Below are 13,167 nucleotides of genomic sequence, written 5' to 3'. Positions count from 1 at the left end.
GGCCGACAACCCGGCCACCCCGACCGGAACGGAGGTCGCCTGAAAAACACCAATCCACAGGTATTGACAATTACTCTGTGCTGGGACAACGCTGCCACTGAATCATTCTGGGCCACACTGAAAGTCGAGTTCTACGACCGGTACTTGTGGCCCACCAAGGCGGCCGCTAAGCTCGCCGTCGGTGACTGGATCGAACGGATCTACAACCGCCGCCGACGACACAGCGCGATCGGCATGATCACACCGGTGGAATACGAAAACCGGATCACTAAGACGGCACAAGCCGCCTGACCCTGTGTCCACCAAACGGGGTCAAGCCCAGTTACAGATAAGCGGATCAGTCCGCGCTAGCGCCGAAGGCGCGGGCTCCACTGCCGCAGCTAGTCTGCCGCAATGCGACTACGGGTTTCGTAAACCCCACACCATCTTCGATACCCGTAGGAGCTCCCGAATCTGCCCGGCGCCGCAAGTGCACCACCGCGTCACGAATTCTCGTTTCGGCACCTCGCTCCTGGGCGGCTACACACTTCCCGACGGCTTCACGGCCGCCGACAGCAACTTGGGGGTATGTAGCAGATGCTGGGCGTAGTCGAGAAGCACACGATGGAGCAGTTCGTCGGGCACGTCGCGCAACCGCGCATCGGTTACAACGCCGGAAACTCCGCCGATGATCATCGATGTCCCGATATGGTGGGCGACGTCCGCGTCGGGGCCATCAAGCAGCGTGATCAGCTTCACGACGGCGTTCTCCAACTCGACATGCGTCTTCGCGAGCGTGCTCATGGCCGGGTCGTTCTGCACAATTGCGCTGAGGCCCCTATGGCGCACCGCCAGTTCGACAAAGCCGCTGGCGGCGACTTCGCGCCGCGAATGGGGGTCGGGAAGCGCGTCGGCGATACGTATTACGCGAGCGATGTCCTCGAGTAACGGCTGTGCGACGGCCCTCACGATCTCGTCTTTGGTGTGAAAGTGGTAGTACACAGCGGCTTTGGTCACCTCAAGCCGGTCGGCAATCATCTGCAAGGTCGTGCCCTTGACACCGTACTCAGCGAATAATTCCAAAGCCGCCTGGACGATACGGTGGCGTACGAAGCCACGTGATGACGTCAAGTTTCCTCTGCCAACCTTTCGGGGAGTTTATGCGGGCTGCGTGCGCACTGGATGAATGATGCCTCAGCGGCGGATGTGATGTCACTCACCTTCGGCTGGGGTTGCCCATCGTTAGCCATGGAAGCTAAATTAACCAGCCAGTTGGCAAGTTAGATTTGTCATCGCGGCTATAGTGCAGCGATCAGTCACGTTGGAGCCGATGTGCGCATCATTCAGACCATTTCGTTACGCCGGCATCGTCTGCTCGACATGTTGGTCGCCCCAAAGCGGCAGATCGCGGCCATCATCGGGGCGTACTTCCGGTGGCCATACATTGTTTGCATACCGCCCAAACGCCAGCAGTCGACCGGACGCGCACCTGCAGCTGATCAGTCTGCATCACGCCACGTCTAGACAGTAGGAGCGCAGAACACTGTGGCACTGTTTGCTTGGGGCCGACGATGAGAAAGTTCATGGGTCAAAGTGACGTCAAAATGACTTCGATGACACGCAAAGCGTTGAGCAACAATACTGCTGGAGATGCAGCGTCAGCCGAAAGTTTCCTTCACTCCGATGGCAGCATTGTCATACCGGACGGCATCACGCTGACGTCGTTCCTGGAGCGCAACCGCGCGGCGATGGGCGAGAGTCCGTCGTACCGGTTCATCGACTACGCGCAGAACCCTGACGGCGAGATCATCGAACTCAGCTGGAACGGCCTGTGGGCTCAGGTCAACGCCGTTGCGGCCCGGCTCCAGCAGGTCACCGCTCCCCGCGACCGGGTGGCGATCCTCGCGCCGCAGGGCGTCGACTATGTCGCGGCGTTCTTCGCGGCCGTGCACGCCGGGAACATCGCCGTGCCGTTGTTCGCGCCGGCCCTCGCCGGGCACACCGAGCGCCTGGCCGCGGTGCTGGCCGACGCCAAGCCGGCCGCGGTGCTCACCACCACCGCGGCCGCCGAAGCGGTCCGCACGTTCATCAAGACGCTGCCCGCCGCCGAGCGCCCGCGGGTGATCGCCGTCGACGCCGTGCCGGACACCCTCGCCGAGATGTACGTGGCCCCAGAGTCCCGCACCGACGACGTCGCCTACCTGCAGTACACCTCGGGCTCGACGCGCACGCCTGCCGGCGTGGAGATCACGCATCGGAACGTGTGCACCAACGTCATTCAGATGATCCTGGCCGGCGGCCTGGACACCGACATCCGCAGCGTGAGCTGGTTGCCGCTGTATCACGACATGGGCTTGATCATGATCATGTTCCCCGCGCTGTGCGGCGGCCAGATCAGTCTGATGGACCCCATGGCGTTCGTCCGCCGGCCCTACCGGTGGATCCGGCGCCTCGCCGACGAGGCCGCCCACGGCCGCACGTTCGCGGCCGCACCCAATTTCGCCTTCGAGTTGTGTGCGCAGCGTGGCCTGCCGCCGGCCGATGAACCGCTCGACCTCAGCAATGTGGTGACGCTGCTCAACGGTTCCGAGCCCGTGACGCTGCCGTCCATCGAGCAGTTCATGGAGGCCTTCAAGCCCTACGGGCTGCCCGAGACCGTGGTGAAGCCGTCGTACGGCATGGCCGAGGCGACGCTGTCGGTCGCCAGCATCGGCGCGGACGAAAAGCCGTGCGCCACATATCTGGACCGCGAGGAGCTCGCGGCGGGCCGGGCCGTCGTCGTGGGCCGGCACGCGGACGGCGCGGTGCCCCACGTGTCGTGCGGGCAGGCCATCCCGGACCAGTGGGTGACGATCGTGACGCCCGACGGCGATGAGGCCGCCGACGGCACCGTCGGCGAAATCTGGTTGCACGGCAACAACATCGGCCGGGGCTACTTCGGCCGGCCCGAGGAGTCCGAGCGGGTCTTCGGCAACAAGCTGCAGACCCGTCAGACCGTCAGCCACGCCGATGGCGCTGAGGACAACGCATTGTGGTTGGCCACAGGCGATCTGGGCGTTTACGTCGGCGGCGAGCTGTTCGTCACCGGCCGCATCAAGGATCTCGTCATCGTCGACGGACGCAACCATTACCCGCAGGACATCGAGGCGACGGTCAGCCGCGCCTCGTCGGCGGTGCGGTCCGGCTACGTGACAGCCTTTGCTGTGCCTGGTGATTCGGGTGAACAACTGGTCGTGGTGGCCGAGCGTGCGGTGGGTGCCGGGCGTGCCGAACTGGGGCCTGTGGCCGAGGCGGTGCGGGCTGCGGTGTCGCGTCATCACCAGGTGCGCGTCGCCGAGGTGCGACTGGTTGCGGCCGGCCGCATCCCCCGTACGACGTCGGGAAAGCTGGCCCGCACCGCCGCGCGGGCAGAGTTTCTGAACGGTCAATTCCACTGACGTCCTGCTGAAGAATGACAGCTCCTAGTCAGAGTTCAGCACCGCCCGAACCGATGAAACAGATAGATGGTGACGGATGACTACGGATGACTTCGCTCAGACCGAAGATTTCCATGGCTGGAATCGCTGTTGCAGAATTCAGCCTCGATCACGGACCGACCGCTACCCCTCCCACCGCAAATATGGTGGTCCGCATCTGAGACACGAAACCCCGCCCCGGGAGTGCCCCCAGCCAGCGACGCACCTAGAGCGCGTAGAACTAGCCCATCAACCCGTGACCTGGCGCTCACCCTGGATGGGCAATCGCACGACGTTCGTCGTGAAGTACCTGAACGATCACTACCGAATACACCTACCTCGAGCGATCGCACGTGGAATCGTCGTCGAGTACCTTTACCTGGTCGCCGACCATTTCAGAATCGACCGCTACCGCGCACAACGATTCTTGACCGACGAAGCCTTGCGCGCGAGCGCTTTGGACATCCTGGGATCACCACCCCTAATGTTCGAGCTTGGACTGATACAAATGAGGACGATGTCGTCGAAACGCACGCTCCCGGTAATTCTAGAGACTGATGGGCCTGGGGTTGACCCCTGATGGTGGACACCTAACTGGTGGGACTGCTGGTCCCGCGCGAAGGATGTCCGGTATGTCGGGCAAGCGCAAGAAGTACACCCCGGAGTTTCGGGAGCAGGCTGCCCGCCTGGTGATCGAGACGGGCAGCCCGATTGCGCACGTGGCCGTGGAGATCGGCGTCGGTGAACAACTGCTGGAGCGCTGGGTGCGCCTGGCCCAGCAACGCGCGAGCGGCACCGATACTGACGCGGTGCTCGATGCTGATGTGCGTGCCGAGTTGGAGCGGCTGCGCAGAGAGAATGCTGAATTGCGTTTGGACCGTGAGTTTTTGAAAAAAGCCGCGGCCTTCTTCGCCTCCGAACAGAACCGGTAGAGGCCTACCAGGGTATTGCCGCCGAGAAGGCCAACTACAGCATCGTACGGATGTGCCGACCCTTGGAGGTGTCCCGCTCGGGGTTCTACAAATGGCGCACCAACGCGGCCGCCGCACCTGGTGCGGCTGCGGTGCGCCGTGCCGGTCTGGATGCCGCGGTAGCGGCCGCTCACGAAGCCTCTGACGGGGTGTACGGGGCACCGCGGATACTGGCTGACCTACGTGAAAAAGGCCGCGCGGTGTCCCGCAAGACCGTGGCCGCCTCGCTGGCGCGCCAGGGCCTGGCCGTGATCAGCCCACGGTCGTTCGCGCCGGCGACCACGGTCGCGGATCTGGATGCACCACCGATCCCGGACCTGGTCAAACGTCGCTTCGATGCCGGTGCGATCAACCGGGTGTGGACCAGTGACATCACTTACCTGCGAACCGGCGAGGGCTGGCTGTATCTGTGCGCGATGGGCATTCGCGGAGGATCATCGGCTGGGCCATCGAGGACCATCTGCACACCGATCTAGTGCAGGCCGCGGTCGCGATGGCCGTGGCCCGTGGGCAGTTACCCGGCAGGTGGTATTTCACGCTGACCGTGGCTGCCAATACACCAGCGCACAGATGGCCCACCTGGCCCGAACCCACGATCTCGCTCGTTCAGTAGGGAGGACCGGGGTGTGTTGGGACAACGCCGCGGCTGAATCTTTTTGGGCCACATTGAAAGTCGAGTTCTATGACCGGTACTTGTGGCCGACCAAAGCGGCCGCTAAGCTCGCCGTCGGTAACTGGATCGAACGGGTCTACAACCGCCGCCGACGCCATTCCGCGATCGGCATGATCACCCCGGTGGAATGCGAAAACCGGATCAATCAGACGGCACAAGCCGCCTGATCCCGTGTCCATCGAAAGGGGTCAAGCCCAGGCCCGGGAGTTCGTGCAGTCAGTTTGCTTGACTTTTGCTGACGACATCCACCGAGGAACCGGCCAGACCATCTGCTGCTACGGCGAATAGGAACCGATCGAGAGCTGCTAGCTAAACATAGGACATCACTGGTGCCGACTGCGCGCCCAAGCCTCCGAGCTACCTGGTAAACGACTCAACTCAAAGACCGCAACTCGTGTCGCAAGTGGCCAAGTCCCCCCTCGGACACAGTTTTCTTAGCTACATACAGCAAATACGCTCTACAGTTCGTTTTATGCATTTGCCGCATGGTTAACGCTGGCGACGAATGTCCTCGAATCCGTGTCGCAGATGGCCGAGTCGCCTTCTGGACACCCCCTCGGACACGTCCGGCGACACGGCTGAATCCAGCGGTCGCTGCGACCCGATTACCCCCGCAAGGTCATCATGGGCGCCTCGTTGACACTCGTGTCGACCTGGCCTTATAGCGAAACGTACCCTCACCGGTGATGACGCCCGCCGCGACGCACGGTCACAAAGCGAAACAATCCGCATACACGTACTATTAACTGTAAACAGTTTGTATGCGATTGGAGGTGTCGCCGGCCATGGAAGCACTAACCCCACGCACCGCACAGAAGGTCGGATTGTCGCGCGGCGCCTTCTACCGGGACGCACGCGAAGGCCGCCTCGACCGCATCGCACGAGGCATATATCTTCCCGCCGAGGCCCCAGCGATGGACTGGGATCTGATCGAAGCCTCAACGCGCCGACCTGACGCGACCATCTGCTTGACCTCCGCGCTGGCCCACTACGACCTCACCGACGAGATACCCGCCACCGTGGACGTCGCGATCCCGCGCGGCTCCCGCACACCGGCTGGCCGCGCTGCCATCACCTGGCATCACTTCGATGCGGCCACATTCGACATCGGACGCGACCAGATGACGATCCCCGGCTCGAATCAAACGATCGGGATCTACTCCCCCGAACGTTGCATCGCCGATGCCTTCCGCCTGCGTGGCTCGGTCGGCTACGAGCTCGCTCGTGATGCGCTGCGGCAGTGGCTGCGCGCAGGCGGCAAACCGGCACTACTCATGGACATCGCCGCGCGCCTGCCGCGCGCGAAAACCCCGGTCCTGCAAGCACTAGAGATGTTGACGTGAGCCGCGGCGACGAGGTGTTCCGCCACATCCAGGGCACCGCACGGTCCGCCGCAGCACAGAGCGGAGCCGGTGCACCGACACAGGAATACCTGATACGGCACGTACTCGAATCGTTTCTGGACCGCCTCACCCGAACACCTCACGCCAAGGACTTTGTACTCAAAGGCGGAATCTTGTTGGCCGCCTATGGAGTTCGGCGTCCCACCAAAGACGCCGACGCCAATGCGATCAGTGCCGATGTCGATGCCGAGCACCTCATACAGGTGGTTCGTGACATCGCCGCAGTCACCATAGATGACGGACTGCAGTTCGATCTCGCCACGATCGCCGTCCAGGAGATCCGTGAACAGTCAGAGTATCCCGGTCTGCGCGTACGAATCGCCGCAACCGTTGGGCCGTGGAAAGGGGTAGCGGCGTGGGACGTGTCCACTGGTGATCCGATCGTCCCGCCACCACGGCACGTGACCATCGATCGGATCCTCGGCGAACCGATCACCCTCCTGGGATATGCACCGGAAACGACGATCGCCGAAAAGGGCGTGACCATCCTCGAACGCGGAATCACCAGTACCCGCTGGCGTGATTACGTCGACATCGTGCAACTCGCTCGCGCCGGCATCGATTCGCACGAACTGCTCCGCTCAGCGCGGGCGGTCGCCGTCCATCGCGGAGTAAATCTGGGACCCGTCGCACCGCGACTAGCCGGTTACGGCGCTGCCGCACAAGCGAAATGGGCGGCATGGCGCCGCAAGGAACACCTCGAATCAGCTTGCGAACAAAACCTCGACGACCAAATCGCTCTCGTTGCCGCCCACCTCGATCCAGTCTTTCGCCACGGACCCGAGTGAACTACCGGCATCTACCGGCGCGGGACCGGGTCCGTACCTAGCGGAGGGATATCAATGACGATCACTGGCGGCCGTGAGCGATTTCCCGGCGAGTTGGATGAACTGCGAGCTGACAACGCGCGCCTACGGCACTTACTTGAATTGACCGAGGAACAGGCCCGCGCCGCACGCAGCGACCAGGCCACCCTAACTGGTGCCCCGACGCCACCTGTCTGCATGGAGTCCAGCCCCGCTGACAAGGTCAGGTTCTATTTCGACCTATTCCGTTGCCGCACCGATGTTTACGCCCAGCGATGGGAAAACCGCAAAGACGGCCGATCAGGCTGGATGCCGGCGATCGAAGGCTATTGGCGCAAAGGCATGAACCGTGCCGATGCCCCGTACCTGACATTGACCCCTGAGGTCGTGAGCTCACATCTCCGCGGTGATGTCCACATCGGTTTATATCCGCTGGGCGATGACGACACATGCTGGTGGGTAGCAGCAGACTTCGACAAAGAAGCGGCGATGCTCGACGCCCTCGCGTACACGAAAGCCGCTCGCTCCCATAATATTCCGGCAGCGCTGGAAGTATCCCAGTCCGGCCGCGGCGCCCACGTGTGGATCTTTTTCGCGCACGCGACATCAGCCTCCGTCGCGCGCGGGATCGCCACCAGCCTGCTCGCCGAAGCCTTCCGGCTGCGCGGCAGCATGCGCCTGAGCAGCTACGACCGCTTGTTTCCTTCCCAGGACGTGCACACCGGCCGCGGAGTCGGCAACCTGATCGCGGCACCACTCAACGGCAAACGCCGCCAGCACGGCACCACCGTCTTCCTTGATCCGGCAACCCTTGAACCGTACGAGGACCAGTGGGCATATCTGTCGAGCATCGCGCGACTGTCCGCCAAAGAGACTGCTTCCCTTGCCCGCCAGCTGCCCAGCCCCCAGATCGGGCACAACGTTCGGCGGCTGCAACTGCCCACCTCATCGAAAATCGTCCCCCGCCCCGCGGCGATCGTGCGAGCCGCGTTCGATTCACGAATCACCCTGACGTCCACCGACCTCGGCCCAGCCATGATTTCGGCTGTCAAACACGCCGCCTCCATCCGCAACCCCGAATTCGACGTACGGCAGCGAGCACGGCGAAGCACGTGGGATACCCCGCGCTATCTATATAGCTACGACGAAACCGCCGACGGCAACCTAACCCTGCCACGCGGCCTGCACCAACTGCTCAGCGACCTCGTCAGCTCAGCCGAGAGCACCCTCAAGATCGAGGACCACCGCGTCATCGGTGAGCACCACGAATTCACCTGCGCCACAACACTGCGCGAGACCCAGTCAGATGCTCTGAAGAAGCTCCTCAACCACGACACAGGCGTACTGATCGCACCCCCAGGAACCGGAAAGACGGTCATCGCCTGCGCGACAATCGAAGCACGTGCCACCTCAACGCTCGTTCTTGTCGACCGCAAAGCACTCGCTGACCAATGGCGAGACCGAATCCACCAACACCTCGACTTCAAATGCGGCCAGATCGGCGGCGGACGATCCAAGACCACCGGAGTTCTCGACATCGCACTACTGCCAACCCTGGCGCGTCGCAACAACATCTCCGAATTAGCGGCCGGATACGGCTTCATCATCGTCGACGAATGCCACCACGTCGCAGCAAGCGCCTTCTTCAAAGTCCTCGGCCAGATTCCCGCCCGATTCTGGCTGGGCCTGACCGCGACTCCGGAACGGCGAGATGGACTCGAAGACCTGATCTACCACCAACTCGGTTCACACCACGTACAGATTGAAAGACCCACCGCAGGCCAACTGCCCACCGACAGCGCCGAACTGTCAACACCGCACCCGGTACTGCACCTCCATCCGACACAATTCCGCTACCTCGGCGACGCTGACCCACGAGAACCAGGCGGGATGGCCGACATCTACCGGACGCTGGTCGCCGATGAGCAACGGCTCGACCAAGTCGTCGGCGACGTCCTGACCGCTGCCGATAAAGGCGCCAACATCCTCGTCCTCACCACATGGGTCGACCACCTCAACGCCATCGCTGAACGGCTCACCGCTGCAGGACGATCAGTCACCGTATTGAGCGGAGGCATGAAAGCCGCCGAACGGCGCGGCATCACCGAAATGCTTGCCACAAGGACACCGAATACGGAACCGCTCCTGATCGTCGGCACCAGTTCGTTCATAGGCGAAGGCTTCGACTGCCCAGCCCTCGACACGCTATTTCTGGCAGCACCGATCACGTTCAAGAATCGTCTCGTCCAGTACGTCGGCCGCGTGACACGGCCGTACCCCGGCAAGACCACCGCGACCGTGCACGATTACCACCACGAGCTCACCCCGGTCATCGCCTCATCACTGAAGAAACGAGCGCCCGGCTATATCACGATGGGATTCCCAAACCCGCGGACCCGCAGCTGACGGACGTTTGCAGAAGGGGAAAAGCGCCGCAGCGTTCCCCGACGGAGCCCGTTCTTCTGCGCTTGCCCGCGCCCGTTGCATCGCGTCGACGATTCTCGCAACTACCCTTAGCCACGTCATGACTACCACCAGGACTGTCTAGCGCGTGCCGTCGCCAACCGCAGGAAAACTGCTGGTCAACAACTCAAATCAAAGACCTCAACCCTTGTCGCAGGTGGCCAAGTCCCCCCTCGGACACAGTTTTTTTACATGTGCGGATGGAGAATCGGCTCCCAACTGCATCGGAGCGGATTTCCGTACTTGCTGATGCCCAGGGGCAGTCGCATTCACCGACACACGACTGCGGATTTTTGGTTATCCCGCCACGAACACCGTCCTCGCCGACATACTGACTGGCTGTTCCTCAATGTGTCTTCGCGGTGATCGCCACCGGTCGTGATACCCATCCCCGGCCTCGGCGCTGGTCGATCGAGTGCACCACACCGCCGATTGTCGAGGACAACTACCTGCCACCACGGCGAGCAGACTCGATGGGCAGTGTGGAGGTCAGTCGCCTTTCGGCCATGCCTCGCCTGGGGGCCAAGAGGCCGGGAGGCCGAAGAACTCTCCAGCAGACGGATCTGGAGGGGTGACTGCAAGCTCGCCGTTACGAAGGGTGATGGTATGGGCGGGGATTCCCAGCTCGTCGGGTAGCGCATGAATGGGACTCGGGTGCCGCCACAGCGTGACCTCGGCGCGCTGAAAGTAATACGGCATGAGTTGGTTAACGACTAGAACCCCCGACACATTGCGGTTCTGCCAATCGGGCGGCGTCCCGAAGTAGCCACCGGCTTGCCGAATCGCGCGGGCGGGCGGCTCCCCATCTGAATTCGGGTCAAATTCGAAAGCAAGCGGCCCGTACATCGCATTACTGGCGTGCCACCGGTCGCCATCCACGATGTACGTACCGATCGCGATAACGAATGGCGCTTCCAGATTGCCGTACTCATGATGTTTCGCAGCGAGGGCGGCTTGGATAGCGGGCGCATCATCGACGAAGCTCGCCTCCGACTGGCCGTAGATCCCGATCGCCCGGCTATCGGGTCTCAGGCCTCGGGCTTCGAGCTTCTTCGGGAATGCCTTGAGCCCAGCCTCCCAGCCATCCTCGCGCCAGACATACTTCGGCGCAGCGTCGGCCGTCCATGGTGCGTCAGGATCGAGCAGGCGCAACCACTGGCTCAGTTTGCCTCGAAGGCGCGCCGCCTTGGGTGGCCGCGGCCCGTCCACAAGATGGTCAAGCCAAAGAATGAAATTCGGGTCTTGGAGCCGATTCACCGTATCGAATAGAACCGCCCGACGACCTGCCGCAGCCTTAGCCGCCGCGGTCGAACCAGGAGCAACCGCCTCAACGTAGAGCCGCTCGTCGCCGCGGACAGCCAAGAAGTCGGGGTGACGGGTCGTACCCGGCACCTCCGGGTGAACCACTATTTCGTAGCCAGCGCGCAAAAGCGACTCGTGAAGATAGAGCTCCAAGTAGGCACTGCGGAACTGCTCGTCGTCTCCTGATCGCAAACGTTGGAGCAAGTCATTGCAGGTGATGTCATCGTTGATGCGGTCCATCCACTGCTGCATCATCAACCGCGGCTGGTCCCAATAGTCGCCCGCGATCCTGTTCATGAACGCAAAGGTGGACTCTTGGAAGCCAGCCACCGACGTGTCGTCGCGGTGAGCATCATCGAACAGCGGCTCGCGACTCTTGACCATGCACGTAGCGTGCCAGCAGCCGCCGACAAGTCTGCGCCCCCGGGGTCCGTCAGTATCAACTCACCAACGGCCTCGACCCACCAAGCGGCGATCTACGAGCTCTGTCGGTGGCGTCAGGCAAACTGATCGCGGACATCAGTGAGGTGAGTTTTCGCATGCCAGTTTCAGAAGACACCGGCGCAAGAGACTTGTCTTTGCCGCCGACCAACGAGCTGACGTGGGAGCAATTCGAGGACTTCACCGAGGCCGTGCTGAGCGCACACCGGTTCGCGAACAAGTCAGGGCGACGCATAGCACGCGTCTCGCGATGGGGGCGCCGCGGCGACAAGCAAGACGGAATCGACTTTGAGGGCGAATGGAGTGACGGGACCACCTCCTCCTGGCAGTGCAAGGCATACGAAAAGCTCCAACCGGCGGACGTTCGAAACGCAGTTCAGACATGTAGCTTTCACGCCGATACCCATCACCTCGTGTACTCCGGATTCGCCTCGCCAGCTGTGAGGCAGGAGATCCAGAAGCACGCCGACTGGACATTGATCGACCGACGCGACCTCAATCAGCTACTTGCAGACGTGCCTCTTCACCGTCGACGCGAGATCCTCGACTCAACATGGGACCGCGCCACACGTAAACGGCTCCTCCGCGTGCCGGGAGCCGATGCCTTTGAATCGGTGGACGCGCTCGGTGACACACGTATCTGTCTTCCTGTACTGAATGACGCCGGCGCCATGGTCAATCGGACGGCCGAATTGCAGGCTCTTCATACAGCGGTACGGGGAGACACACGGATCATCCTGATATCGGCACCCGGCGGGATGGGCAAGACTCGGCTCGCCGTCGAGGTGCTTCGTGACCTGCAGAACGAGAATCCAACCGTTCCCGTCCTGAGCCTCATCCCGGCGCACCCGCTAAGTGCCGATAGTCTCGACGAGCTGCCCCACTCCTCTGTGGTCCTTTTTGTGGATGATGGACATGAGCGACCCGAAGCCGTGCATCGGTTGCTTGAATACATGCTGAGGAATGAGCACACCAAACTCGTTGTCGCAGCGCGAAAGAACGGCGTCACCCCCCTTCTCGATACGTTCATGAAGGCCGGCTTCCCGATCAGCGGTGTCGCCACGATCGAGCTGTCACCACTCAGTCATCGCCACGCGTACGAATTGATCGATTCCCTCGCGGACGGGCTCGACATCCAGCTCGCGTACGGAACGAAAGTAAATATCGCACGTCTGGCAGAAGAAGCGCCCTACCTAGGGGTGCTGGCAATCGACGCAATCCGAAACGGCACTCTAACCGGCAGCCTCACACTTAGTACCGACCTTCGTTCGGCTGTGCGGTCGAGTTATCGCCAGTCCATCACCGCCACGGTCAACGAATTCGACCCGGCGCTTGTCGAACGCTTCCTCGCAACGTGTGCCGCTACCGGTGGCGTGATAGACCTGAATAACGCCGAAGCGCGCGCTGCCGTCAACGGGTTCTGCGGGTTATCTGACGACGAGTCGAATCGACTCTTGAGTGCGCTGATCCGAGCTGACGTCATGACGAAGACCGAATCGATTTTGAGGCTGGTCCCCGACCTACTCGCAGACATGATGCTGGAGACCGAGAGCGTCACTGAATCACTAGGTCAGAGAACCAATTTCGTCCCCGAGGTGAGCAATTGTCAATACCTGTGGATCGGGGTGTTTCAGGCGACCTCCGTTTCGGTGTGCTGATCGCCGTCTGACGGTG

General features: G+C 62.1%; 8 protein-coding genes and 1 pseudogene. 7 read left to right on the top strand and 2 right to left on the bottom strand.

The features are described from left to right. Nucleotides 1–291 (top strand): integrase core domain-containing protein (locus tag ACJH7A_RS29070; protein WP_406803201.1); only part of this gene is annotated, 291 nt, incomplete at its 5' end. Nucleotides 292–519: 228 nt separating this feature from the next. On the opposite strand, the gene ACJH7A_RS29065 is transcribed toward ACJH7A_RS29070, so the two are convergent. After that, complete coding sequence (locus ACJH7A_RS29065) at nucleotides 520–1,110, bottom strand: TetR/AcrR family transcriptional regulator (protein ID WP_293021469.1); 591 nt, start codon at nucleotides 1,108–1,110, stop codon at nucleotides 520–522. Nucleotides 1,111–1,592: 482 nt separating this feature from the next. Here ACJH7A_RS29065 and ACJH7A_RS29060 point away from each other — a divergent pair, with 482 nt between their 5' ends. The 5 genes and pseudogenes from ACJH7A_RS29060 (at nucleotide 1,593) to ACJH7A_RS29040 (ending at nucleotide 9,693) form a co-directional block, all read left to right on the top strand. Further along, entirely contained in the window at nucleotides 1,593–3,416 is a 1,824-nt protein-coding gene (locus tag ACJH7A_RS29060; RefSeq protein WP_346416281.1) for a fatty acyl-AMP ligase, read from the top strand. A 641-nt stretch (nucleotides 3,417–4,057) separates the two neighbouring features. After that, nucleotides 4,058–5,245, top strand: a pseudogene (locus ACJH7A_RS29055) (IS3 family transposase). A gap of 594 nt (nucleotides 5,246–5,839) precedes the next feature. Beyond that, entirely contained in the window at nucleotides 5,840–6,421 is a 582-nt protein-coding gene (locus ACJH7A_RS29050; protein WP_244872595.1) for a type IV toxin-antitoxin system AbiEi family antitoxin domain-containing protein, read from the top strand. Further along, nucleotides 6,418–7,269 carry a nucleotidyl transferase AbiEii/AbiGii toxin family protein gene (locus ACJH7A_RS29045; protein WP_212812038.1) on the top strand — a complete coding sequence of 284 codons (852 nt, stop codon included), beginning with the start codon at nucleotides 6,418–6,420 and terminating at the stop codon, nucleotides 7,267–7,269. The genes ACJH7A_RS29050 and ACJH7A_RS29045 overlap by 4 nt, the downstream gene beginning before the upstream one ends. Before the next feature lie 54 nt (nucleotides 7,270–7,323). Beyond that, the gene (locus ACJH7A_RS29040; RefSeq protein ID WP_212812039.1) at nucleotides 7,324–9,693 is read left to right on the top strand and encodes a DEAD/DEAH box helicase; all 2,370 of its coding nucleotides are present in this window, start codon (nucleotides 7,324–7,326) and stop codon (nucleotides 9,691–9,693) included. A gap of 546 nt (nucleotides 9,694–10,239) precedes the next feature. Here ACJH7A_RS29040 and ACJH7A_RS29035 read toward each other — a convergent pair. After that, on the bottom strand, nucleotides 10,240–11,436 hold the full coding sequence (locus ACJH7A_RS29035; RefSeq protein WP_212812040.1) for a hypothetical protein: 1,197 nt from the start codon (nucleotides 11,434–11,436) through the stop codon (nucleotides 10,240–10,242). A gap of 107 nt (nucleotides 11,437–11,543) precedes the next feature. Between ACJH7A_RS29035 and ACJH7A_RS29030 the strand changes: the two genes are divergently transcribed. Beyond that, nucleotides 11,544–13,151: a restriction endonuclease gene (locus tag ACJH7A_RS29030; protein ID WP_406803200.1), complete on the top strand. Its 1,608-nt coding sequence runs from the start codon at nucleotides 11,544–11,546 to the stop codon at nucleotides 13,149–13,151. The last annotated feature ends 16 nt before the right edge of the window (nucleotides 13,152–13,167 follow it).

The sequence above is a fragment of the Mycobacterium sp. SMC-17 genome (genome assembly GCF_045310915.1).
Lineage (GTDB): Bacteria > Actinomycetota > Actinomycetes > Mycobacteriales > Mycobacteriaceae > Mycobacterium.
Note: the sequence above shows the minus strand (reverse complement) of the source record. Positions and strands in the feature narration are given on the sequence as shown.

Bases quoted from the DNA above. Each gene is read 5' to 3' on its own strand.
- ACJH7A_RS29040 (WP_212812039.1), top strand. From the start codon at position 7,324: ATGACGATCACTGGCGGCCGTGAGCGATTTCCCGGCGAGTTGGATGAA.
- ACJH7A_RS29050 (WP_244872595.1), top strand. From the start codon at position 5,840: ATGCGATTGGAGGTGTCGCCGGCCATGGAAGCACTAACCCCACGCACC.
- ACJH7A_RS29035 (WP_212812040.1), bottom strand. From the start codon at position 11,436: ATGGTCAAGAGTCGCGAGCCGCTGTTCGATGATGCTCACCGCGACGAC.
- ACJH7A_RS29060 (WP_346416281.1), top strand. From the start codon at position 1,593: ATGACACGCAAAGCGTTGAGCAACAATACTGCTGGAGATGCAGCGTCA.